Source organism: Aeromonas sp. 5HA1, from assembly GCF_029237245.1.
In the GTDB taxonomy this organism is placed as follows: Bacteria; Pseudomonadota; Gammaproteobacteria; order Enterobacterales; family Aeromonadaceae; genus Aeromonas; species Aeromonas salmonicida.
Window position 1 is genome coordinate 102,411 of sequence record NZ_JAACFW010000012.1, and the last position, 23,347, is coordinate 125,757.

The following is a 23,347-nucleotide window of genomic DNA, read 5'->3' on the forward strand; positions in this document are numbered from 1 at the left end:
GGGATTATCCCGGGCTCTTTTTTTGTGCATGTGTCATCCACACACCTAGAGGCGGCGCAGGCACCACATGAAGTAAGCGCCCCCTAACAGGGTGGAGACCAGCCCGACCGGCACGTCCTGCGGGAACAGGATCTGCTGGCCGATCCAGTCCGCCGACACCATCAGCAGGGCGCCGGAAGCGGCGGCACCGAGCAGGTGCCAGCGCGCCCGTACCAGTCCCATCAGCTTGGCCATGTGCGGGGCCAGCAGACCAACGAAGGAGAGCGGCCCCACCACCAGGGTGGCGCTGGCGGTTAGCACGGCCACCAGCAGCAGTATGGCGAGCTGGGCACGGTTGAGGCGAATCCCCAATGCGGTCGCCAGTGCCGGTCCCATGGGCAACAGATCGAGCCAGCGTCTGATGAGCAGGCAGGCTGCCAGCATCAATACCGCCAGAGCCACCAGTCCATAAGCCACCGGCAGGGTGACGTAATAGGTGGAGCCGGACATCCAGGAGAGCAGTTGCTGCACTCGCATGTCGCCGTTGGCCAGCGCTATGGCCTGCAATGGTTCGAACAGCGCCGTGATGGCGATGCCGGACAGCAGGATCCGCTCAGGCTGGAAGCCATGCTTGCGGTTGACCAGCACCAGCAGCAAGAGGCAACCGAAGGCCCCGATCAAGCCCCCAAGCAGCATCATGGGCAATGGCAAGGCAGGCAGCAGCAGTGCCGTCGCTATCACGCCCATGAAGGTGCCGCCACTCACCCCCAGCAGTTCCGGACTCGCCATGGGGTTGTTGCTGACCCGCTGCAGCAGGGTGCCCGCCAGTGCCAGCAAGACTCCGGCAGCCCCCGCCGCCAGAGTGCGCGGCAGCCGCCACTCCAGCTGGGCCTGCCACCTGAGCCAGCTCGGCCAGCTCCAGCCGTGCACTCCCTGACCGAACAGCAGAGAGCCTATGATGGCGAGCCCCAAGCCGAGCAGCAGCAAGGTGATCAGGCGAGTCGGGGCCGGATGTCGTGCTACCAGCAAACCGGCACTCGCTTTGGGTGTGCCCGACTTCAAGGAAAGTCGCGGGATCAGCCAGAGCAAGAGCGGCGCCCCCAACAGAGCCGTCATGGCACCGGTCGGGATCAGCATGGGCCAGAATCGACTGACGGATTGCAGCAACAGATCGGTGGCCGCCAACAGCAGAGCCCCCAGAACAGGCGCCCACAGCAGCCGCTGACCGAGCTGGCGGATCCCCAGCAGCCGCACCATGGCCGGTGCGGCCAACCCGATAAAACCGATCAGCCCCACCACGCTCACCACGCAGGCGGTGACAAATACCGCCAAGCCAAGCCCCGCCAGTCGCAAGTGTTGGAGGGAGACCCCCAGACTGCGGGCACTGGCATCATCCAGTTCAAGCACAGCCAGCGGGCGCACCAGCACAGCCGCCAGTCCCCCCGCCACCAGCAGCCGTGGCAGCAGGTAGCTCACTCCGTTCCAACTGTTCTGGGCCAGAGACCCGCTGCCCCACACCAGCAAGCCTTTCAACTCCTCCTGAAAAAACAGCAGCAGCCCCATGCTGATGGCCGCCAGATAGAGGTTGATCACCAGCCCCGCGAAGACGATGACCACCGGATTGAGCTGACGACGCCAGGACAAGGCGAACACCAGCGCCATGGCGAGGCTGCCACCGGCCATGGCGATCCACTCCCGTCCCAGCAGCAACCAGGAGGGAGCAAACAGGGTCACCATCATCAACGCCAGCTGGGCACCGGAGGCCACCCCCAGTGTGGTCGGCGAGGCGAGCGGGTTGCGCAGCACCTGCTGCATCAGGGTACCGGCCAGACCAAGGGCGCCACCGGCCAGCAGGGTCACCGTCAAGCGGGGCAACCAGCTGAAATGGACCACGGCTTGACGGGCATCATCCAGATTGGGCGAAAAGAGGGTCTGCCACCAGAGCACGCTGGGCAACTGGCGGGCCAGCACCCAGCAAGCGAGCGAAAGGGTCAGCCCCAGCAGGATCAAGGTCGGTCGCTGCAACGGGGATGGAAATTTATGTTTCATTGGCGATCTCCCCTGGCATCTTTCTGCAATGCCTCGCTGAGCAAGGTGGCGAAGCGATGGGCGGCGAGCACGCCACCGAAGCTCCAGACTGCGGGCAGATGCAATACCGGAGCCTGTTGCACCAGCGGCAAATGCTGCCAGAGACCGGGCTCCTGCAGCCGTTCGCTCACCCCGACCGGAATGGGATCCACCACCACCAACCTGGCCTCCGGTATGGATAAAAACTGCTCGAGACTGGCCACCGAGAAGCCCCAGGCATTGGTCTCTCCCTGCCAGGCATTGCGCAGGCCGAGTCGCTGCATCACGGCCTCGAACAGGCTGTGGCGGCCGAATACCCGCACATGGCGCTCATCGATGAACTGCACCACCAGCAGGGGCGGCAGCTCCGCCGGCAGGGTCTGTTTCATCTGCTCGAGATCCCGATTCAAATCGGTCAGCAGCTCGTTCGCCTCGGCCGTTTTGTTCACCAGTGCCGCTATGGTCAGGGTCGCCTCATGGAGCCGCTGCCACAGATCGGTTTGTGGATCATAGAGGGCGATGGACTGCACGGGTGCGATGCGGGACAGGGTCGGTGCCAGCGGCGCCGCCAGCGGAGAGATGAGGATGCGATCGGGTTTCAACTCGGCCAGCAGCTCGCGATTGGGCTGAGCCCGCAGGCCTATATCCACCACATCGGCCGGCAGCAGCGGCTCGCCGACCCAGGCGCGGTAGGCGCTGACATCCCCCACCGCCAGCGGGGTCACCCCGAGCGCCAGCAGGGTTTCGGCTATGGTCCAGTCGACGGTGGCAATCCGTGGTACCTGTGTGTGCTCACTCGGCCGAGCGGTATCGGTGGCGGCACTCTGGCTCGCCGGACTGGCCTGCAATCCCAATGGCGCCAGCAGGCAGAGCAGCCAGCCGGCCCTTTTCAATGAAGATATCAAGATAGCTGTCCCGGCTAGATGATGGCGATGGCATGGGCATGGGCCGGGTGGCGCATGACCTCCATCGGGATGCCATGGTACATGGAGTGCAGGGTCTCGCCAGTCTGCAGTGATATGGGTACAAATAAACTCATCGGGATAACAAGCCTTATCTAAACGATGGCGATGGCATGGGCATGGGCCGGGTGGCGCATGACCTCCATCGGAATGCCATAGATGGCGTGCAGGGTCTCGCTGGTCATGATCCGCTCTGACTCGCCATGGGTAAGCAGACGACCCGAGTGCAGCGCCACCAGCCGATCGCAGAAGCGGGAGGCCATGTTGATGTCGTGGATGACTATGATGACGCCGAGGTTGAGCTGACGGCTGAGCTGCCTGACCAAAGTCAGCACCTCCACCTGATGGGCCACGTCCAGCGCGGCCAGCGGCTCGTCGAGCAGGATGAAGCGGCTCTCCTGGGCCAGCAGCATGGCCAGCCATACCCTGCCCCGCTCACCACCGGAAAGAGTATCCACCAGCCGATCGGCAAAACCTTCGGTATGGGTGAGAGCAATGGCCCGATCGACCTGACGCTGATCCTCCGCCCCCATCCGGCCCAGCAGGCCGCGCCAGGGATAGCGCCCCATCTCCACCAGTTCCCGGCCGAGCAGGTTCTCGGCGCTCGGCAGATGCTGGGGCAGATAGGCCACCTGACGGGCGAACTCCCGGTTGCCCCAATCGGTCAGCGGTTTGCCATCGAACAGGATCTCGCCCTCACTCAGGGGCTGCTGGCGCGCCAGCAGCTTGAGCAGGGTCGATTTGCCCGAACCATTGTGGCCGATGAGGCCATAGACCTGTCCCTGCTCGAAACGCAGGTCAGTGGGGTGCAGCAGCTTGCGGCCGTTTACCGCGAAGCTGGCGGCTTTCATCTCAAACATAAGCTGTTCCTGTGCTGGCCTGATGCCAGTCTCATCGGTGCCTGCATCAAGCCGGCACCTCGCAATCCAGATGGGCGACGGCATCCCGGCTGACCTGCTCGCGCCGTTCACCGGTCAGTTCGGTGAGCTGGCCCTGACGCATCTCCAGCAAGCGGTCGGCCAGCGGGAAGTAGTGATCGTCGTGGCTGATGGCGATCACCGTCTTGCCCATCGCCTTGAGGCGCGGCAGCAGCAGCTGATAGAAGATGCGGCGGAACTGGGGATCCTGATCCGCGGCCCATTCATCAAACAGCATCACCTCGCGCTGCTCAGCCAGTGCCAGCAGCAGGGCGACCCGCTTGCGCTGCCCCTGGGAGAGGCTGATATCGGCGATAAAGTTGTCCTCTATGGCGAGCTTGCTGCCCATCTGCAACCGCTCCAGCCACTCGGCGATCAGCTCGGCCTTGGGCTCAGGCCCCAGCAAATGCTGGAACAGGTGATAGTCGGTGAAGATGGCGGAGAAGAGCGCCAGATAGGCGTTGCGATCCGTTATGGGTTCACCATCCAGCAGGATCCGGCCCGACACAGGCTGATAGAGACCGGTCAACAGCATGGCCAGGGTCGATTTGCCGGAGCCGTTGCCACCTATGATGAAGACCTGCTCCCCCTTCTCAATGGTGAGATTGATGGGGCCCACCGCGAAGCCACCCTCCCCCTGATAGTGAAAGCTCACCTGCTCCAGCTGGATGCGTTGCCAGGCACGGGGTGCCGGTGGCAGCGGGAAGTCTGGATCCGGCTCGGCCAGCGCCAGGGCGGCTATCTTGTCGAATGCTACCTGGGCGGAAAGCAGGGTCGGCAAAGCGCCTATCCCCTGCAACAGCGGAGTGCGCAGGAACAGCAGGGTCAGGGCAAAGGTGGCGGCCACATTGGTGTTGGCCCAGCCGAGGCCATTGGCCAGGAAGAAGACCAGGCCTATGGCTCCCAGCATCATGATATTCGACCAGTTCACCGCGCTCAGGTGATAGGTGTCGGCACGGATGATCTGCTGGCGATAGTCACGGGCGTTCTGCTCATAGAGCTGGTGGTAGACGAAATGGGCCCGCTCGCGATTGAGCGCCAGCTCTTTGCTGCCGGCTATGATGGCCTGATAGTTCTGATAAAGGCGATCCTCCGCCTGGCGCATGTGGGAGAGATGGCGATACACACGGTTCACCAGCAGCCAGCCCACCACCATGGTGACGGTGACCCAGAGTGCAGTGACGCCGAGCAGGGCCGGTGACAGCCAGCCGAGATAGAGGGCCGAACCAACAGTGAGCACCAGCCCCTGCACCAGCTCGGGCAGGCGCACGAAGGCGATGGTGATCTGGCCTATGTCGCTGGAGAGGGATGCCAAGAGCGGCCCCTGGCCAAGCTGGCGAATGCGGGCGACATCGGTATCCAGCAGTTGCTTGAGCAGACGGCCCCGCAACCGGTAGACGAAATGATGACCGAGTGTGGTCAGGGCCAATTGAGATCCGAGTGTGATCACCAGCAGCAACAGGATCAGGCCAAGCAGTTGGCCAAGTACCGGCAGCGGATCGCCGACGGATTCGACAAGAGATTGATTGATAAAGGCAATGACACCTATCCCGCTCACTGCGCTGAGCAGGCTGAGCAGGGTAATGGCGATGAAGGGCCAACGATATTGGCGGTAAACCAGAGACAAGAGTTCCATGACGGGCCTGTATGCGGGGAAAAAAGGGCGGGAGTCACGACTCCCGCCCGACCTCTGTTACCAGCGGTAGTTGATGCTGCCCACCACGCTGCGCGGCTCGCCGTAGTAGCAGTAGTAGTCACAACTGGCCACGTAGGTTTCACCCAGCAGGTTGTTGACGTTGAGCTGGGCTCGCCAGTTCTTGGCAAAGTCATACCCGATCATCGCATCCCAGACGGTATGGGCCGGCACCTGGGCCGAACCATAGATGGGGGTGTAGTCCGCATTCACGGCACCGATACCCACGCTGGAACCGACATAACGCACGCCGGTTCCCAGTTCCAGACCGGAAGCAACGCCCTGCTGCACCTTGTAGTTGCCCCAGAAGGAAGCGATATGGCGCGGGATCAGGCTGGCACGGCGATCACCCTTACCGGTGTCGTTGGTCTTGGCATCCGTGTAGGTATAAGCAGCTGTGAGACGCAGCGCCTCTGTGGCCTGCACGCTGCCTTCCAGCTCGACACCCTGGGAGGTCACTTCGCCGGCCTGGGTCTGCTGACCGGATCCTGTAGAGACGAGCGAGTTGGTCTGCTCCAGATCGAACAGGGCCAGATTGATGTAGCCGTCGAGGAAGCTGGGGGCGTACTTGACGCCAGTCTCATACAGGGTGCCCTTGAGCGGCTTGTAGGAGTTCTGGGTATTGGGATCTATCCCGGGCAACACCTCGAACGACTCGGCGTAGGCAATATAAGGAGATAGACCGTTGTCGGCCAGATACATCAGGCTGCCGGAGAGGGAGAGCTCGTGATCGTACTGCTTCTCCTCCTTGCTCTTGGCTTCGCTGATGTTGTGGGTCTCCACATAGTCGAAGCGGCCACCACCGGTCAGCAACCAGCGATCGTCCCAGCGGATCTGGTGCTGGGCATAGAGGCCGCTCTGGCCCTTGGTGCTCTTCTGGTGGGTGGTGGTCGATTCGTCAAAACCGGGGAAGCCGCTGTAATCCGGGTTCATGGTATTGATGGAACCCATGCCGAAGTTGTCGGCTTCCTGACCTTCGTTGACGTGACGCTGCAGATCCAGCCCCAGCAGCAAGGTCTGCTCCGTGCTGTCCGTGTTCCAGTAACCCACCATCTGGTTATCCATGGTGGCGCTCTTGGTGTCGCCATCCCGGTAGACAAGCCCACGGTAGGCGGTCGTGCCTTCATAGGTCGGGAAAATATAGGTCTGGCGCAGCAGCAGATCGTTGTAGTTGAAGCGGACGTTCTGCTTGAACTCCCAAGTCTGGTTGAACTGGTGGGCCAGCTCGTAACCGGCGGAGATCTGGGTGTTGCGGTTGCGATCGTAATCCGGCTGGCTCAGGTTGGTGGAGGGATCTATCTGGCCACCGCTGGTATTGAGAGTGCCATAGACAGGGAAGAAGCCGTTGGTCGGCACACCTTCGTCATGCTTGAAACTGGCCAGCAGGGTCAGGCTGGTACGATCCGAGATATCCAGGGTGACGCTTGGCGCCAGATAAACCCTATCGTTATAGGTATCGTTCAGCACGCCGTCACGCTCGCTATAGAGGGCGACCAGACGGTAGCGACTGTTGTCGGTCAATGCATCCGAGACATCCACCCCGATCTGGCGAAGATCCCGGCTGCCCATCTGCAGATCCAGCTGCCCCTGCGGGGTGGCGGTCGGCCGCTTGCTGATGGCATTGATCACGCCGCCGGGAGGCGCCTCGCCGTAGAGGATCGAGGCGGGCCCTTTCAGCACTTCCACGCTTTCCAGACCGAACGGCTCTGGCGTCCACACATAGTAGCCGGTGCTGAACAGGCGATTGCCATCCAGATAGGAGGCGGCATCGAAGCCACGCACCTTGAACCAGTCGGCATCGTTGTCGGATCCATAGGATTGGGAGAGCACACCGGAGCGGTAGCGCAGCGCTTCGTCCAGTTTCAGCACGGCGTGCTGATCCAGCTCCTCACGATTGACCACTGAGACGGCCCTTGGCGTCTCGGCCATCGGCACTTCCACCTTCATGGCGGTACCTGTCACCACCATGGTTTCGCTGGCTTTTGGCAATTCTTTCGGTTGTTCGGCCAGTACTGGCAGGCTTGCCAGCAGGCAGGAGAGCGGCAGCAGTTGCTGTGCCCCTCTCTTTCGCATCGCTGCGGTCAGGGTGTTTTTTTGCGCAATCATATAAGTGTCTCAAATATCAATGAGTTGTTTCTGGTTTCTTATTATTGGTGACCGATCAAGCTGGTCTGCCCGGTTCCTCAGGCGAATAAAGCAGCGCAATGCTACTACAGGAGCCATGATCGAATCGATTCAATAATTGCTAATCATTTGCATCTGCATTGTTACCTGACGTATCAAAGCAGTAGCTGTCGGGCAGAAAAAGGAGGGATCAGACAGGGGCATTTCCGAGGAAAAGATCCGGGGCAGACGAAAAACGGGGGATCCTGCCTTATATAGGAAAAGAAAAGAGGATCCATTATCCCCAAGCTTTATCCATATTTATCCACACCCTTTGGCGGTAGAATTCGGCTTTCCGTTTCTTTGTCTGAACTCAGGATCCATTCCATGGCCAAACTCAATCTCGTCGTCGGCTCCATGCTGGGCGCCGCCGAATATGTCGCAGACCACGTCGCCAACCTGCTGGAACAGGCGGGCCATCAGGCCGAGATCCACAATCCAGCCAGCCTGACCGAAGTGCTGGCCGAGCCGGACGCCATACTGCTGGTGGTCACCTCCACCCACGGTGCCGGTGATGTGCCCGACAATCTGCAACCCTTCGCCAAGGATCTTGCGGAGCAGCATCCGGATCTTAATGCCTTGAAATATGGCGTGATCGCCCTCGGCGACAGCAGTTATGACACCTTCTGCCAGGGCGGCAAGACGCTGGATCTGCTACTGAGCGAATGTGGCGCCAGCCGGATCGGGGATCGTCTCGACATAGATGTGACCCAGCATGAGATCCCTGAAGATGCCGCTGAGGCCTGGATCCAGGGCTGGATGCAGATGATCGCCTGATCAGGAGGGGGGAGATCCGGTAAAAAAGCCTTGATCTCCCCGTTTATCCCCAGATCGCTATCCACCAAGTTATTAACAGATTGATCCTGACGACTTGTTCTACACGGTTACCCACAATGCCCAGGGGTAATGTGCATAACTACCGTGTAAACCTCTGCAAAACCTATAGTTATCCATGTATGAGATCCAACCCGCTAGCCACCTGTGCATAAAAGCACTGGTTATACCCTGGTTCACGGCCCCAGGATCCAAGCTTTTCCACAAGCTAGGATCGTCTTTAACACGATGATCTTTATGATCAAAAAGTGCTTATCAACAGAAAAGGCGGATCCTAATAAAAGATCCAATAAAAGATCGATCTAAAGATCCTTAAGATCTATTAAGTAGATCCTCCCTTCATTCTGAACGTTAAGTAGACATTCCCCTCAGGGCGCGAAACAGATAGAATGTTCAGCCCCTCAGCCCAGGCAATCAACGATCTTCAGACGTGCAGATCAAGGTGATCCCCAATGCAATACCATGAACAATTTGATGTGATCGTCGTTGGTGGCGGTCATGCAGGAACCGAAGCAGCAACAGCGGCAGCCCGTATGGGCCTGAATACCCTGTTACTGACCCACAACATAGATACGCTGGGACACATGTCCTGTAATCCGGCGATCGGCGGGATCGGCAAGGGACACCTGGTCAAGGAAGTTGACGCCCTCGGTGGGATCATGGCGCGAGCCACAGATCTTGCCGGGATCCAGTTCCGTACCCTCAACTCCTCCAAGGGGCCAGCGGTACGAGCCACCCGTGCTCAGGCGGATCGACTGCTCTACAAAGCCGTTGTTCGCCAGATGCTGGAGAACTATCCCAACCTGAAGATCTTCCAGCAGGCCTGTGATGATCTGATCATGGACGGGGATCGTGTTGCCGGTGTCGTCACCCAGAGCGGGATCCGCATCAGTGGCAAGACCGTCGTGCTGACGGTCGGGACCTTCCTGAACGGCTTGATCCACATCGGGATGGAAAACTACAAGGGCGGCCGCGCCGGGGATCCTCCCTCGATCGCCTTGGCTCAGCGGCTGCGTGAGATGCCGCTGCGCATCGATCGTCTCAAAACCGGGACGCCGCCACGGATCGACGCCCGCAGCGTCGATCTCTCCGTGATGCAGGCGCAGTACGGCGATGATCCGCGCCCTGTCTTCTCGTTTATCGGCGATGCCAGCCAGCACCCACGCCAGGTGCCCTGCTACGTCACCCATACCAACGAGCGTACCCACGATGTGATCCGCAACAACCTGGATCGCAGCCCCATGTACGCCGGGGTGATCGAAGGGATTGGCCCCCGTTACTGCCCGTCGATCGAGGACAAGATCACTCGCTTCGCGGACAAGACGGCCCACCAGATTTTTGTCGAGCCGGAAGGCCTGACCACCCACGAACTCTATCCGAACGGGATCTCCACCAGCCTGCCATTCGATGTGCAGGTGCAGATAGTGCGTTCCATTCGTGGTTTCGAAAATGCCCACATCACACGCCCCGGCTATGCCATCGAATATGACTTCTTCGATCCCCGGGATCTCAAGGCCAACATGGAGAGCAAGTGCATCGGCAACCTGTTCTTCGCCGGCCAGATCAACGGCACCACTGGCTACGAAGAAGCCGCGGCCCAGGGCCTGATGGCCGGTTTGAATGCCGGTCTGCGTGCCCAGGGCAAGGATCCCTGGCATCCCCGCCGGGATCAGGCCTACATGGGCGTGATGATGGACGATCTCTCCACTCTGGGGACCCGCGAGCCTTACCGCATGTTCACCAGCCGCGCCGAATATCGCCTGCTGCTGCGGGAAGACAACGCCGACCTGCGCCTGACCGCCATTGGCCGCGAGCTGGGTCTGGTGGATGACGAGCGCTGGGGCAAGTTCAATATCAAGATGGAACAGGTGGAGCTGGAGCGTCAGCGCATGCGTTCGACCTGGATCCACCCGCAACATCCGTCACTGGAAGCGGTCAACGCTCTGGTCAACACGCCGCTGACCCGTGAGCAGAACCTGGAAGAGCTGCTGCGTCGCCCCGAAGTGACCTACGATGCGCTGATGGCCATCGAAGGGGTTGGCCCGGCGCTGAGCGATCACGCCGCCGCCGATCAGGTGGAGATCCAGATCAAGTACGCCGGTTATATCGAGCGTCAGTACGACGAGGTGGAGAAGCAGTTGCGCAACGAGAACACGCTCTTGCCGCTGGACATGAACTACCGCGACGTCAACGGTCTCTCCAACGAGGTGATCGCCAAGCTCAACGATGCCAAGCCCGAGACCATTGGTCAGGCTTCCCGCATCTCCGGTATCACACCGGCGGCCATCTCCATCCTGCTGGTTCACCTGAAAAAACACGGCCTGCTGCGTAAAACCGCCTGAGGATCTTCATGCTGCAAAGATTGAACGGCCTGCTCATGCAGGCCGGTATTGTTATCACCGATACCCAAAAGACCCAGTTGGTTCAGCTTGTCGAGTTGCTGCACAAGTGGAACAAGGCTTACAATCTCACCTCGGTGCGTGATCCCGACGCCATGCTGGTCAAGCATATCCTCGACAGCCTGGTGGTGAGCCCTCACCTGCACGGTGAGCGCTTCATCGATGTGGGGACAGGTCCTGGGCTGCCTGGCTTGCCGCTGGCCATCATCAATCCTGACAAGCAGTTCGTGCTGCTCGACAGTCTGGGCAAGCGGATCAACTTTATCCGCCAGGTGATCCAGGAGCTGGGCCTGACCAATGTGACGCCAGTCAAATCCCGGGTGGAAGAGTATCAGCCTGACGTGGGGTTTGATTGTGTGCTCAGTCGTGCCTTTGCCTCGCTGGAGGACATGCTGAGCTGGTGTCACCATCTGCCGTCCGAACAGGGCAGCTTCCTGGCGCTCAAGGGGCAATATCCCGAGCAGGAGCTGGCCCAGTTGCCTGCCAATATCCGTCTGGTAGCCTGTCATGAATTACGGGTACCGGAATTGGAAGGCGAACGTCATCTGCTGGAATTCAAACATATCCAGCCCGAATAGGGTCGCAGTTTCATTTAGGGGATAGTGTGGGAAAAGTCATCGCCATAGCCAACCAGAAGGGTGGAGTGGGTAAAACCACCACCTGTGTGAATCTGGCCGCCTCCCTGGCCGCTACCCGGCGCAAGGTGCTGGTGATCGATCTGGATCCCCAGGGCAATGCCACCATGGGCAGCGGCGTCGACAAATACGAAGTCGAGCGCACCGCCTACGAGCTGCTGATCGAAGATGCCCCCATCGCTGAAGTGATCATCCCCGAAACCTCGGGGGGCTATCACCTGATCGCCGCCAATGCCGACGTGACCGCGGCCGAAATCCGTCTGATGGAATTCTTCGCCCGCGAGATCCGACTGCGCAACGCCATTGCCTCGGTACGTGACAAATACGACTACATCTTCATCGACTGCCCGCCTTCTCTCAACATGCTGACCGTGAACGCCATGGCCGCCGCCGATTCCGTGCTGGTGCCCATGCAGTGCGAATACTATGCACTGGAAGGGCTCACCGCTCTGGTGGACACCATCAGCAAGCTGGCAGCCGTGGTCAATCCTGAGCTGAAGATCGAAGGGGTGCTGCGTACCATGTTCGATCACCGCAACCGGCTGGCCAATGATGTGTCCGATCAGCTGAAACAGCATTTCGGGGACAAGGTCTATCGCACCATCATCCCCCGCAACGTAAGACTGGCGGAGGCCCCGAGTTTCGGAGCCCCGGCCATGCACTATGACAAATCATCGGTGGGCGCCAAGGCCTATCTGGCGCTGGCGGGCGAAATGCTGCGCCGCCAGGAGCAGGAACGTCCGGTGACCATCGCAGACCGAGAGAGCATATGACGCCGAAAAAACGTGGGCTGGGCAAGGGGCTGGACGCCCTGCTCAGCACCAGCACGGCCGCGCGCCAGAAACAGGTGATGAGCGACCAGCGTACCGAAGAGGCCATGGCCCCCACCAATCAGGGGGAGCTGCGGAGGCTGCCGGTGGAGTGGTTGCAGTCCGGCAAGTACCAGCCGCGCAAGGATATGTCGCAGGATGCGCTGGAGGATCTGGCCAATTCCATTCGCGCCCAGGGCGTGATCCAGCCGATCGTGGTACGCCCCCTCGGCGAGCAGTCCTTCGAGATCATCGCCGGTGAGCGGCGCTGGCGAGCTTCCCAACTGGCTCGCCTCGACGTTGTGCCCTGCATCGTCAAGGATGTGCCTGACGAGGCCGCCGTCGCCATCGCCCTGATCGAGAACATCCAGCGCGAAGATCTCAATGCCATCGAGGAGGCGGTTGCCTTGCAGCGGCTGCTGACCGAGTTCGAACTGACCCACCAGCAGGTGGCCGAGGCGGTGGGCAAGTCCCGCACCACAGTCACCAACCTGTTGCGCCTCAACCAGCTCAACGATGACGTGAAGCGCTTCGTCGAGCACGGCGATCTCGACATGGGCCACGCTCGTGCCCTGCTGGCCTTGAGTGGTCAGGCCCAGTCCGAACTGGCCAAGCTGGTCGCGCAGAAGGGACTGACAGTGCGAGATACCGAGAAACTGGTGCAAAAAGCGCTGGAACCGGCAAAAGCCAAGGTTGAACCCGTGCGCGATCCACAGTTTGGTTATCTCGAGCGCCAGCTGTCGGAAAAAATTGGCAACCAGGTTCAGTTACAGGTTGGCAAGCAAGATAGCGGAAAGTTAGTAATAAGTTACGGGGATTTAACCGACTTGGACCGTATTTTGGGCTATTTTGGCCTGTCGGAATCGTGATTTTTACGCTTTTTGTAGTAATAAAACATCCATTCCTTTTGATATGAACATAACCTTAATTCTGTGCGGAAAGCCGCAAAAATTAAGGGTTTTTGTCATATTGCAATCACCGCCTTCAAGGGTATAATTTGACCGGCTTTTGGGGCTGTAAATTCGTGCGTGCCAACATGTCGATTTTTACAGTTCTGTAATGTTCAGGGGGCATTTGGTGGAGCAGAAATTAGCCTGGAAAGGTTTGACACTGGCCTTGGCTATACTTGCTTGCCAACTTACCCTGATCCTGGCTGTGAGTGCCGCTTGGGCTCATCTAAGAGGTATTCCGGCCGGATACGCGTCCCTCTATGGGGGAGGCGTATATCTGATTCCACAACTCCTGTTCAGTCTGTTTACGTTGAGCCGGAAGCTTGGCCCCGGGAGTGCGGGCTGGGTGTTGTGGGATTTTTGTGTTGGAGCAGGGATCAAGCTGGTAAGTACTGTCGCACTCTTCGTGACAGTGCTCCTGTACGTCGAGGTGGAACATCTCCCCCTTTATGTCACTTATGCGCTCTCCCTGTTTTTCCAATGGGTCATCACGATCGTTCTCAATAACCGCTACTAGGAAAACTCATGGCTGCAACCGGAGAAGCCCTGACTACTCAGGGATACATCTCCCACCACCTGCACCATCTGCAAGTGGGTTCGGGGTTCTGGACGGTAAATATCGACTCCATGATATTTTCCGTTATCCTCGGCGCTCTGTTTATCTGGATATTCCGCAAGGTGGCCGCGACTGCGACCAGCGGTGTTCCGGGCAAGCTTCAGTGTTTTGTAGAAATGGTTGTCGAGTTTGTGGATGACACCGTCAAGGGTATCTTCCACGGTAAGAGCAAGCTGATCGCTCCGCTGGCGCTGACCGTGTTCATCTGGGTTTTCCTGATGAACCTGATGGACCTCATCCCGGTTGACTACCTGCCCTACACGGCACAAGTGCTGGGCATCCCCTACTTGCGAGTAGTTCCTTCCGCCGATGTTAACATCACCATGTCCATGGCTCTGGGAGTCTTCGCCTTAATCATCATTTACAGTATCAAGATGAAAGGTGTCTCGGGCTTTGTGAAAGAGTTGACCCTCAACCCTTTCAATCACTGGGCATTGATCCCTGTTAACCTCGCGTTGGAGTTGGTTACCCTGCTGTCCAAACCCATCTCTCTGGGTCTGCGTCTGTTCGGTAACATGTATGCCGGTGAACTGGTATTTATCCTGATCGCCGGTCTGCTACCGTGGTGGTCCCAATGGCTGCTTAGCGTGCCTTGGGCGCTGTTCCACATTCTGGTAATTACTCTGCAAGCCTTTATCTTCATGGTGTTGACCATTGTCTATTTGTCGATGGCCAGTGAAGACCATTAATCCTGTTACGTTTACTAGCTCTGTTTGGAGAATATAAAGATGGAAATGATTTACTTCGCCGCTGCAATCATGCTGGGTATGGCCGCTGTCGGTGCCGCTATCGGTATCTCTCTGCTGGGTGGCAAGTTCCTGGAAGGTGCTGCTCGTCAGCCTGACCTGATGCCTATCCTGCGTACCAACTTCTTCATCGTAATGGGTCTGGTCGACGCAATCCCGATGATCGTGGTCGGTATGGCTCTGTACCTGATTTTCGGGGTTGCAGCCTGATAAGTGATGCTGTTGTTATCACTTTCTTTTTAAATTTCATATAGAGAGGTCTTGGTTGTGAGTATCAATGCCACCCTCCTCGGTCAGACACTTGCTTTCATCATTTTTGTCTGGTGCTGCATGAAGTTTGTATGGCCGCCCCTGATGGCAGCCATCGAGGCTCGTCAGAAAGCTATCGCTGATGGTCTCTCTTCCGCAGAACGCGCCAAGAAAGATCTGGATTTGGCCAAGGCCAACGCCACCGATCAGCTGAAAGAAGCCAAGCTCCAGGCCGCACAAATCATTGAACAGGCTAACAAACGTAAAGCCCAGATCATTGATGAGGCGGCTGTTGGAGCACACACTGAGCGGGAAAAAATCCTGGCTCAGGGCCGTGCCGAGATCGACGCTGAACGTCATCGCGCCAAAGAAGAACTGCGCAAGCAGGTTGCTGCTCTTGCCATTGCGGGCGCAGAGAAGATCCTGGCGCGCCACATCGACCAGGCTGCCAACAGCGACATCGTCGACAAACTGGTAGCAGAACTGTAACGGGAACGGGGCTATGTCTGAACTGACTACAATCGCTCGCCCCTACGCCAAGGCTGCTTTCGAGTTTGCCGTTGAGCACAAGGCGGTTGACCAGTGGCTGGGGATGCTCGGCTTCGCTGCACAAGTAGCGGAGAACGAGACCATTCACAACCTGGTACACGGCTCTGTGGCTGCCGAAGAGCTCGCAAACCTGTTTGTGGGCGTCTGCGGTGAGCAACTCGACGAGCATGGCCAGAACCTGATCCGGGTAATGGCTGAGAATGGTCGCTTGGGTGTGCTGCCGGCGGTCCTTGCTGAATTTGTCGCGTTCAAGGCTGAACTGGATAAAGAAGTTCAGGCTGACGTGATTTCGGCGATCGAACTGACCGACCAGCAGAAAGCCAATATTCAGGCTTCTCTGGAAAAACGTCTCGCGCGCAAAGTGAAGCTGAATTGCAGCATGGATGCGTCCTTGATGGCCGGGGTGCTCATCAAGGCCGGTGATCTGGTTATCGACGGCTCTGTCCGCGGTAAGCTGGATCGCATGGCCGACGCGCTGCAATCTTGATTGGGGTATTAGAGCATGCAACTGAATTCCACTGAAATCGCCGAGCTTATCAAGCAGCGCATCGCGCAGTTTGATGTCAAAAGTGAAGCGCGTAACGAAGGTACCATCGTCTCTGTGAGCGACGGTATCATTCGTATTCACGGCCTGGCCGATGCCATGCAAGGTGAGATGATCGAGCTGCCGGGCAACCGCTTTGCTCTGGCATTGAACCTGGAGCGTGACTCCGTTGGTGCTGTGATCATGGGTTCCTATGACGGTCTGTCAGAAGGAATGAAAGTAAAAGGCACTGGCCGTATTCTGGAAGTGCCGGTAGGTCGTGGTCTGTTGGGCCGGGTGCTGAACACCCTGGGTCAGCCGATCGACGGTAAAGGTCCGGTCGAAAACGACGGCTTCTCGCCGATCGAAGTGATCGCCCCAGGCGTTATCGAGCGCAAGTCCGTTGACCAGCCGGTTCAGACCGGCCTGAAAGCCATCGATGCCATGATCCCTATCGGTCGTGGCCAGCGTGAGCTGATCATCGGTGACCGCCAGGTGGGCAAGACCGCCATCGCGATCGATACCATCATCAACCAGAAAGACTCCGGCATTAAGTGTGTCTACGTTGCGATTGGCCAGAAGGCCTCCACCATCGCCAACGTGGTACGCAAGCTGGAAGAGCACGGCGCCCTGGCAAACACCATAGTGGTGGTTGCCTCTGCGTCCGAAGCTGCCGCCCTGCAATACCTGGCTCCGTATGCCGGTTGCTCCATGGGTGAGTACTTCCGTGACCGCGGTGAAGACGCGCTGATCATCTATGATGACCTGTCCAAGCAGGCCGTAGCTTATCGCCAGATCTCCCTGCTGCTGCGCCGTCCGCCAGGACGTGAAGCCTACCCGGGTGACGTTTTCTATCTGCACTCCCGTCTGCTGGAGCGTGCTGCTCGCGTCAACGCCGAGTACGTAGAGAAGTTCACCAATGGTGCCGTGAAAGGCCAGACCGGTTCTCTGACCGCGCTGCCGATCATCGAAACCCAGGCCGGTGACGTGTCTGCATTCGTACCGACCAACGTGATTTCCATCACCGATGGTCAGATCTTCCTGACTTCACAGCTGTTCAACTCCGGTATTCGTCCGGCGGTTGACCCGGGTATCTCCGTATCCCGTGTGGGCGGTGCCGCTCAGACCAAGATCGTCAAGAAGCTGTCCGGTGGTATCCGTACCGCACTGGCCCAGTATCGCGAGCTGGCGGCATTCGCCCAGTTCTCTTCTGATCTGGACGAGGCAACTCGCAAGCAGCTGGATCACGGTGTGAAAGTGACCGAGCTGATGAAGCAGAAGCAATACTCTCCGATGAGCGTGGCCCAGCAGTCGCTGGTGCTGTTCGCCGCCGAGAAGGGTTACCTCTCCGATGTCGAACTGAACAAGATTGTCGACTTCGAAGCCGCTCTGCTCTCTTACGCCAATACCCAGCATGCTGAGCTGATGGCTGAAATCAATGCCAAAGCAGATTACAACGACGCGATCGTTGGCAAGCTGACTGCGTTGCTGGATGACTTCAAGGCAACCCAGACCTGGTAAGCGTGTGTGGCAGCGCGAGCTGCCACCTGATGGAGAGTAAGAGATGGCCGGCGCAAAAGAGATACGTAACAAGATCGGGAGTGTGAAAAACACTCAGAAGATCACCGGCGCTATGGAAATGGTGGCAGCAAGCAAAATGCGCCGTGCGCAGGAACGCATGTCTGCCAGCCGTCCGTACGCTGAAACCATGCGCAAGGTGATCGGCCATATCGCCCAGGGGAACTTGGAATACAAGCACCCCTACCTCATGGAACGTGAGGTCAAGCGAGTGGGTTACATAGTCGTCTCCACCGACCGTGGCCTGTGTGGCGGTTTGAACATCAACCTGTTCAAGGCTGCCCTCAATGATATGAAGCAATGGAGCGCGAAAGGTGCCAAGGTTGACCTGGCTCTGATCGGCAACAAGGCCTCCAGCTTCTTTGAACGGCACGGCGCCAAGGTGCAAGCTCATGTCGCAGGACTGGGTGACAACCCGAGCGTCAATGACCTGATTGGTTCAGTCAAGGTCATGCTGAAGGCTTACGACAACGGTGAGATTGACAGGCTGTATCTGGTGTACAACAAGTTCGTGAACACCATGGTGCAGCAACCACGGGTCGATCAACTGCTGCCTTTGCCCGTAACTGAAGACAGCAAGCTCGCCAAGAAACACCACTGGGATTACATCTATGAGCCGGATCCCAAGCAACTGCTGGATACCCTGCTGATTCGCTATGTCGAATCCCAGGTATACCAGGGGGTGGTAGAAAACTTGGCAAGTGAACAGGCAGCCCGAATGGTTGCCATGCAAGCCGCGACTGACAACGCCGGCAACCTGATTAACGACCTGCAACTGGTGTACAACAAGGCCCGTCAGGCCAGTATTACCCAGGAACTGACAGAGATCGTATCCGGTGCTGCTGCGGTGTAAGGCAAGGGTTATCAAAGGTTTAGAGGATTTGACATGAGTAACGGTTTCATCGTCCAAATCATCGGCGCTGTGGTGGACATCGAGTTCCCGCAGGATGCCGTGCCCCAGGTGTACGACGCAGTCAAGGTCGTCAGCGAAGGTCAAGGTCAGGGTCTGGTGCTGGAAGTTCAGCAACAGATCGGTGGCGGCGTCGTTCGTTGCATCACCATGGGCTCCTCCGACGGTCTGCGTCGTGGGTTGGAAGTAATGAATAGCGGTAAATCCATCCAGGTGCCGGTCGGTGTATCGACTCTGGGTCGGATCATGAACGTACTGGGTGAGCCGATCGATGAAAAAGGTCCGATCGGTGAGGAAGAGCGTTGGTCCATCCACCGCGCGGCCCCCAGCTACGAAGATCAGTCCAACAGCAACGACCTGCTGGAGACAGGCATCAAGGTTATCGACCTGGTATGTCCGTTTGCCAAGGGTGGTAAAGTCGGTCTGTTCGGTGGTGCCGGTGTCGGCAAAACCGTCAACATGATGGAGCTGATCCGTAACATCGCCATCGAGCACAGCGGTTATTCCGTGTTCGCCGGTGTGGGTGAGCGTACCCGTGAGGGTAACGACTTCTACCACGAGATGATGGAGTCCAACGTACTGGACAAAGTATCTCTGGTTTACGGTCAGATGAACGAGCCGCCCGGAAACCGTCTGCGCGTAGCGCTGACCGGCCTGACCATGGCCGAGAAGTTCCGTGACGAGGGTCGTGACGTGCTGTTCTTCGTGGACAACATCTACCGTTACACGCTCGCGGGCACCGAGGTATCCGCACTGCTGGGCCGTATGCCGTCTGCAGTAGGTTACCAGCCGACCCTGGCCGAGGAGATGGGTGTTCTGCAAGAGCGCATCACCTCCACCCGGACCGGTTCCATCACGTCAGTCCAGGCCGTTTACGTGCCTGCGGATGACTTGACCGACCCGTCTCCGGCGACCACCTTCGCCCACCTGGACGCCACTGTCGTTCTGTCCCGTCAGATCGCGGCACTGGGTATCTACCCGGCCGTTGACCCGCTGGACTCCACCTCCCGTCAGCTGGATCCGCTGGTAGTTGGCAAAGAGCACTACGAGACTGCTCGTGGCGTTCAGACAGTGCTGCAGCGTTACAAAGAGCTGAAGGACATCATCGCCATCTTGGGTATGGATGAACTGTCAGAAGAAGACAAACTGACCGTAGCCCGTGCCCGTAAGATAGAGCGTTTCTTGTCCCAGCCGTTCTTCGTGGCAGAAGTGTTTACCGGTTCTCCGGGCAAATACGTGCCACTGAAAGAGACCATCCGTGGTTTCCAGGGCATCCTGAAAGGCGAGTATGACGATCTGCCTGAGCAGGCGTTTTACATGGTTGGCAGCATCGACGAAGTCGTCGAGAAATCCAAGAAACTGTAAGCCTCGATAGGAGGGCCCATGGCTGAGATGATCTCCTTTCACCTGGATGTGGTGAGCGCCGAAGGGAAACTGTTTTCCGGTCGCGTGCAATCTGCTCAGGTATCAGGCCTCGAGGGTGAGCTGGGTCTCCGTCACGGTCATGCTCCGTTGTTGACTGCCATCAAGCCGGGCCTGGTCCGTCTGGTGAAGCAGAATGGAGCGGAAGAGGTGCTGTACATCTCCGGCGGTATGCTGGAAGTACAACCCGAATCTGTGACCGTACTGGCGGACACTGCGATTCGTGCCAAGGATTTGGATGAGGCGAAAGCCCTGGAAGCCAAACGTGCGGCCGAAGCGCGGATCCACAGCTCCCATGGTGATATCGACTACGCCCAGGCCGCCACCGAGCTGGCCAAGGCGATGGCCCAACTGCGGGTTATCGATATCGTCAAAAAGAATTACCGTTAATTGCGGTGATGTAAAAAGCGACCATCTGGTCGCTTTTTTTTTGCTCGTTGGATAGACTTCGCCGAGTATTTTTTCATGTTCCAAAGGCCAATTTATGTCCCTCAACGTCGTGATCCTGGCTGCGGGTAAAGGTACTCGCATGCGTTCCGCTCTGCCCAAGGTGCTGCATCCGGTAGCCAATAAACCCATGGTTTCCCATGTGATCGACACCGCCCGCCAGGTCGGTGCCGAGCAGTTGCATCTGGTGTATGGCCACGGTGCCGAGCTGTTGAAGGAGCGGATCCTGGCGCCCGACCTGAACTGGGTGCTGCAGGCGCAGCAACTGGGTACCGGCCATGCCGTCGCCCAGGCGATCCCGTTCTGGAAAGATGAAGATGACGTGCTGGTGCTCTACGGCGATACCCCGCTGATCCAGCCCGAGACACTGCAACGGCTGCTGGCCGCCAAGGCCGACAAGGGCATGGCGCTGCTGACAGTGGTACTGGACAACCCCACCGGCTACGGCCGTATCGTGCGGGAAAACGGCCAGGTGGTCGGTATTGTCGAGCAGAAGGATGCCAATGCCGAGCAACTGACCATCCGTGAAGTGAATACGGGTGTACTGGTGGCCAACGGCGCCGACTTGCGTGGCTGGTTGTCGCGCCTGGACAACAATAATGCCCAGGGCGAACTCTACCTGACCGACGTGATCGCCATGGCCCATGCCGATGGTTGCCCCATCGCTGCCGTCCATCCTGACAGCGCCATGGAAGTGGAAGGCGCCAACAACCGGGTTCAGCTGGCGGCGCTCGAGCGCAGCTACCAGAAGATGCAGGCCGAGAAGCTGATGATCGCCGGTGCGACCCTGCTCGACCCCGCTCGTTTCGATCTGCGTGGAACGCTGGAGATCGGCGAAGAGGTGGTGATCGATGTGAACGTCATCATCGAAGGCAAGGTGACGCTCGGCAACCAGGTGCGCATCGGGGCCGGCAGCGTGCTGAAGGATTGCGTCATCGGCGATCATACCGAGGTGAAACCTTACTCCATCATCGAAGGGGCTCAGGTGGCGGATCTGTGTTCCGTCGGCCCGTTTGCCCGTCTGCGTCCTGGCGCCGTGCTGGAGCAGGATGCCCACGTCGGCAACTTCGTCGAGATGAAGAAATCCCGTCTCGGGGTCGGTTCCAAGTGTGGTCACCTCACTTATCTGGGGGATGCCGAGGTGGGTGCCAAGGTGAATATCGGTGCCGGCACCATCACCTGCAACTACGACGGTGTGAACAAGTTCCAGACCATCATAGAGGACGATGTGTTTGTCGGCTCCGATACCCAGCTGGTAGCGCCGGTGCGCATCGGCAAGGGCGCTACCCTGGGGGCCGGTTCAACCATCACCAAGGATGTGGCCGAGAACGAGCTGGTCATCACCCGTGTGCCCCAGCGCCACATCAAGAATTGGGCCCGTCCGGTCAAGAAGAAGTGATACCCGATCAATAAAATGCAACCGGCGCCTGATGGCGCCGGTTTTGTTTCTGGCAGATCCCTTATGGTTCGCGGGTTGGTGAGTTGTTGCCCATCACGCGATACCAATCCAGCTTGCGGGTCAGCATCATGACCAGCGCCAGTATGGCGAACAGCAGCAGGGCGCCGAGCAGCAGGGCTATCTCTTCTGCCTGCAACAGGCCGAACAGTATGGCGTAAACCAGCCCCAGCAAGGCCGCGAAGCCGAGCCCCTGTTTAGGCCCACCCAGCACATGACTAAGGTAAAAACCGTTGAGTAGCACGCTGGCGAGACTGGCGATGAGATATGCCAAGCCAAAGCCCAGGTGCTCGGTCAGTGCCAGCAGCACCAGATAGAAGATCGCCAGCCCCATGCCCACAAGAGCGTACTGGATCGGGTGTACCCGCAACCCCTTGAGCAGTTCGAACATGAAGAAGCTGATGAAGGTGAGGCCGATAAACAGCAGCGCATACTTGGCCGCCCGCTCGTTCAGCTGATAGTGATCCACCGTCTGCACCAGGCTGACACTGAAGGCGGGCAGACCGCCGCTGACACCCTTCATCATTCGATTGAAGCGGGTCTCCATGTCGGTGGCAAACCAGCTGGTCTGCCAGCTGGCCTCGAAACCTTGCTGATTCAAGGTCCGGTTGCCGGGGAGAAAGTCGCCGATGAAGTTGGGGTGAGGCCAGTTGCTACTGAGGTGAAGCTTGCTGTCCTGGCCGAGCGGCACCACTTCGAGGGCGTTCATGCCCTGCAGATTCAGTTCGATATGGAAGACGCCATTGTCGTCCGGCAAGGTATCGAGGGGGGCATGGATACCGGCCAGACCGTCACCCAGCCGGGCTCCAGGGGCAAACGGAATGCGCGCGTCCCCCAATTGCAGTTCGGGGACGCTGTTGATACCGCGGGCATCGGACAGCACCAGGCTCAGATAGGGTTTGCCCGCCACCAATGCCGGATCGGCGCCATCGACGCTCAGATCGGGATCACCGGATACCAGCGTCTTGCCTTCCAGCCGGGTTGGCAGATGCCCGGAGAGGGAGATCCGGGTCTGGTAGACCTGGGCCTGATAGATGCCGAGCTTGCGGGGGGTCACTTCCATGCTGGCCCGCACATCCAGCTGTTCCGGCAGCAGGTAGCGGTAGAGCTGCAGCTTGCGTTCGAAGCGCTTGCCATCCTGCTCCATGATGACGGTGCGGGTGTAAGGCTGCACCACGACCGGCCCGAGCAGCCGCTGCGGTCCGCTGCTGCTGGCCATGATGCTGTGGATGGCCTGACTGCGATAGGCCTGACGCTCCCGGTTCAGCTCCATGATGGATTGCACCGGCACCATCAGCAGCAGGCTGAGCAAAAGCAGCAGAAAGATCTTGTGGGTGAATATCTGTTTGACCATGACACGTCTCCTTGTTGACGGGAACAAGTGTGCCGGGCTTGAGTGAAGAGGATATGGGGCTGTGTGAAGCGGGAGTGAAGGGTGATAAA

Annotated in this window: 21 protein-coding genes and 1 pseudogene; 15 read left to right on the forward strand and 7 right to left on the reverse strand. The window is 58.6% G+C overall.

Annotation, left to right across the window (positions count from 1 at the left end; translation table 11 throughout):
• Positions 1-45 precede the first annotated feature (45 nt).
• The 6 genes and pseudogenes from fhuB to GWQ27_RS12650 form a co-directional block, all read right to left on the reverse strand.
• A complete protein-coding gene (gene fhuB, locus GWQ27_RS12625; RefSeq protein WP_265433941.1) occupies positions 46-2,028 on the reverse strand; it encodes a Fe(3+)-hydroxamate ABC transporter permease FhuB in 1,983 nt (660 codons plus the stop codon).
• On the reverse strand, positions 2,025-2,948 hold the full coding sequence (locus GWQ27_RS12630; protein WP_265433962.1) for an ABC transporter substrate-binding protein: 924 nt from the start codon (positions 2,946-2,948) through the stop codon (positions 2,025-2,027). The genes fhuB and GWQ27_RS12630 overlap by 4 nt, the downstream gene beginning before the upstream one ends.
• A 17-nt stretch (positions 2,949-2,965) precedes the next feature.
• Positions 2,966-3,061, reverse strand: a pseudogene (locus GWQ27_RS12635) (Fe3+-hydroxamate ABC transporter ATP-binding protein FhuC); the annotation flags it as partial.
• A gap of 42 nt (positions 3,062-3,103) precedes the next feature.
• Positions 3,104-3,868 (reverse strand): ATP-binding cassette domain-containing protein, encoded by a 765-nt coding sequence (locus GWQ27_RS12640; RefSeq protein ID WP_275907509.1) that lies wholly within the window; start codon positions 3,866-3,868, stop codon positions 3,104-3,106.
• A 46-nt stretch (positions 3,869-3,914) separates the two neighbouring features.
• Positions 3,915-5,561, reverse strand: a complete 1,647-nt coding sequence (locus GWQ27_RS12645; protein ID WP_275907510.1) for a multidrug ABC transporter permease/ATP-binding protein — start codon at positions 5,559-5,561, stop codon at positions 3,915-3,917.
• Between the two features lie 57 nt (positions 5,562-5,618).
• Positions 5,619-7,724 (reverse strand): TonB-dependent siderophore receptor, encoded by a 2,106-nt coding sequence (locus GWQ27_RS12650; protein WP_275907511.1) that lies wholly within the window; start codon positions 7,722-7,724, stop codon positions 5,619-5,621.
• A gap of 384 nt (positions 7,725-8,108) precedes the next feature.
• Here GWQ27_RS12650 and mioC point away from each other — a divergent pair, with 384 nt between their 5' ends.
• The 15 genes from mioC to glmU all read left to right on the forward strand — a co-directional run bounded on the left by mioC (position 8,109) and on the right by glmU (position 21,847).
• Entirely contained in the window at positions 8,109-8,558 is a 450-nt protein-coding gene (gene mioC / locus GWQ27_RS12655) for an FMN-binding protein MioC (protein WP_265458040.1), read from the forward strand.
• A gap of 509 nt (positions 8,559-9,067) precedes the next feature.
• Positions 9,068-10,957 (forward strand): tRNA uridine-5-carboxymethylaminomethyl(34) synthesis enzyme MnmG, encoded by a 1,890-nt coding sequence (gene mnmG / locus GWQ27_RS12660; RefSeq protein ID WP_059169525.1) that lies wholly within the window; start codon positions 9,068-9,070, stop codon positions 10,955-10,957.
• An 8-nt stretch (positions 10,958-10,965) separates the two neighbouring features.
• Positions 10,966-11,592, forward strand: coding sequence for a 16S rRNA (guanine(527)-N(7))-methyltransferase RsmG (gene rsmG / locus GWQ27_RS12665; RefSeq protein WP_021139942.1), 627 nt, complete (start codon positions 10,966-10,968; stop codon positions 11,590-11,592).
• A 26-nt stretch (positions 11,593-11,618) separates the two neighbouring features.
• Complete coding sequence (locus tag GWQ27_RS12670) at positions 11,619-12,422, forward strand: ParA family protein (RefSeq protein WP_005319608.1); 804 nt, start codon at positions 11,619-11,621, stop codon at positions 12,420-12,422.
• The gene (locus GWQ27_RS12675; RefSeq protein WP_021139940.1) at positions 12,419-13,327 is read left to right on the forward strand and encodes a ParB/RepB/Spo0J family partition protein; all 909 of its coding nucleotides are present in this window, start codon (positions 12,419-12,421) and stop codon (positions 13,325-13,327) included. Before GWQ27_RS12670 ends, GWQ27_RS12675 begins: the two co-directional genes overlap by 4 nt.
• Before the next feature lie 190 nt (positions 13,328-13,517).
• Entirely contained in the window at positions 13,518-13,925 is a 408-nt protein-coding gene (locus GWQ27_RS12680) for an ATP synthase subunit I (RefSeq protein WP_059112320.1), read from the forward strand.
• Positions 13,926-13,933: 8 nt separating this feature from the next.
• Entirely contained in the window at positions 13,934-14,713 is a 780-nt protein-coding gene (atpB, locus tag GWQ27_RS12685; RefSeq protein ID WP_005319615.1) for a F0F1 ATP synthase subunit A, read from the forward strand.
• A gap of 24 nt (positions 14,714-14,737) precedes the next feature.
• The gene (gene atpE, locus GWQ27_RS12690; protein ID WP_005319616.1) at positions 14,738-14,980 is read left to right on the forward strand and encodes a F0F1 ATP synthase subunit C; all 243 of its coding nucleotides are present in this window, start codon (positions 14,738-14,740) and stop codon (positions 14,978-14,980) included.
• Positions 14,981-15,037: 57 nt separating this feature from the next.
• Positions 15,038-15,508, forward strand: coding sequence for a F0F1 ATP synthase subunit B (atpF, locus tag GWQ27_RS12695; RefSeq protein ID WP_005319619.1), 471 nt, complete (start codon positions 15,038-15,040; stop codon positions 15,506-15,508).
• Between the two features lie 13 nt (positions 15,509-15,521).
• Positions 15,522-16,055: a F0F1 ATP synthase subunit delta gene (gene atpH / locus GWQ27_RS12700; RefSeq protein WP_005319621.1), complete on the forward strand. Its 534-nt coding sequence runs from the start codon at positions 15,522-15,524 to the stop codon at positions 16,053-16,055.
• Positions 16,056-16,070: 15 nt separating this feature from the next.
• Complete coding sequence (atpA, locus tag GWQ27_RS12705) at positions 16,071-17,612, forward strand: F0F1 ATP synthase subunit alpha (protein WP_005319624.1); 1,542 nt, start codon at positions 16,071-16,073, stop codon at positions 17,610-17,612.
• 43 nt (positions 17,613-17,655) lie between these two features.
• Positions 17,656-18,522: a F0F1 ATP synthase subunit gamma gene (gene atpG / locus GWQ27_RS12710; protein WP_005319626.1), complete on the forward strand. Its 867-nt coding sequence runs from the start codon at positions 17,656-17,658 to the stop codon at positions 18,520-18,522.
• Positions 18,523-18,555: 33 nt separating this feature from the next.
• Positions 18,556-19,944, forward strand: a complete 1,389-nt coding sequence (gene atpD / locus GWQ27_RS12715; protein WP_005319628.1) for a F0F1 ATP synthase subunit beta — start codon at positions 18,556-18,558, stop codon at positions 19,942-19,944.
• Positions 19,945-19,962: 18 nt separating this feature from the next.
• A complete protein-coding gene (locus GWQ27_RS12720; protein WP_005319630.1) occupies positions 19,963-20,391 on the forward strand; it encodes a F0F1 ATP synthase subunit epsilon in 429 nt (142 codons plus the stop codon).
• Positions 20,392-20,485: 94 nt separating this feature from the next.
• Positions 20,486-21,847, forward strand: a complete 1,362-nt coding sequence (gene glmU / locus GWQ27_RS12725; RefSeq protein WP_059112319.1) for a bifunctional UDP-N-acetylglucosamine diphosphorylase/glucosamine-1-phosphate N-acetyltransferase GlmU — start codon at positions 20,486-20,488, stop codon at positions 21,845-21,847.
• Between the two features lie 61 nt (positions 21,848-21,908).
• Here the strand turns inward: glmU and creD are convergent, their stop codons facing one another.
• Positions 21,909-23,258 (reverse strand): cell envelope integrity protein CreD, encoded by a 1,350-nt coding sequence (creD, locus tag GWQ27_RS12730; protein WP_275907512.1) that lies wholly within the window; start codon positions 23,256-23,258, stop codon positions 21,909-21,911.
• Positions 23,259-23,347 lie beyond the last annotated feature (89 nt).

Coding starts and splice junctions, on each gene's coding strand:
- fhuB (WP_265433941.1), bottom strand. CDS start 2,028: ATGAAACATAAATTTCCATCCCCGTTGCAGCGACCGACCTTGATCCTG.
- GWQ27_RS12640 (WP_275907509.1), bottom strand. CDS start 3,868: ATGTTTGAGATGAAAGCCGCCAGCTTCGCGGTAAACGGCCGCAAGCTG.
- GWQ27_RS12645 (WP_275907510.1), bottom strand. CDS start 5,561: ATGGAACTCTTGTCTCTGGTTTACCGCCAATATCGTTGGCCCTTCATC.
- GWQ27_RS12650 (WP_275907511.1), bottom strand. CDS start 7,724: ATGATTGCGCAAAAAAACACCCTGACCGCAGCGATGCGAAAGAGAGGG.
- mioC (WP_265458040.1), top strand. CDS start 8,109: ATGGCCAAACTCAATCTCGTCGTCGGCTCCATGCTGGGCGCCGCCGAA.
- mnmG (WP_059169525.1), top strand. CDS start 9,068: ATGCAATACCATGAACAATTTGATGTGATCGTCGTTGGTGGCGGTCAT.
- rsmG (WP_021139942.1), top strand. CDS start 10,966: ATGCTGCAAAGATTGAACGGCCTGCTCATGCAGGCCGGTATTGTTATC.
- GWQ27_RS12675 (WP_021139940.1), top strand. CDS start 12,419: ATGACGCCGAAAAAACGTGGGCTGGGCAAGGGGCTGGACGCCCTGCTC.
- GWQ27_RS12680 (WP_059112320.1), top strand. CDS start 13,518: ATGTTCAGGGGGCATTTGGTGGAGCAGAAATTAGCCTGGAAAGGTTTG.
- atpB (WP_005319615.1), top strand. CDS start 13,934: ATGGCTGCAACCGGAGAAGCCCTGACTACTCAGGGATACATCTCCCAC.
- atpH (WP_005319621.1), top strand. CDS start 15,522: ATGTCTGAACTGACTACAATCGCTCGCCCCTACGCCAAGGCTGCTTTC.
- atpA (WP_005319624.1), top strand. CDS start 16,071: ATGCAACTGAATTCCACTGAAATCGCCGAGCTTATCAAGCAGCGCATC.
- atpG (WP_005319626.1), top strand. CDS start 17,656: ATGGCCGGCGCAAAAGAGATACGTAACAAGATCGGGAGTGTGAAAAAC.
- atpD (WP_005319628.1), top strand. CDS start 18,556: ATGAGTAACGGTTTCATCGTCCAAATCATCGGCGCTGTGGTGGACATC.
- GWQ27_RS12720 (WP_005319630.1), top strand. CDS start 19,963: ATGGCTGAGATGATCTCCTTTCACCTGGATGTGGTGAGCGCCGAAGGG.
- glmU (WP_059112319.1), top strand. CDS start 20,486: ATGTCCCTCAACGTCGTGATCCTGGCTGCGGGTAAAGGTACTCGCATG.
- creD (WP_275907512.1), bottom strand. CDS start 23,258: ATGGTCAAACAGATATTCACCCACAAGATCTTTCTGCTGCTTTTGCTC.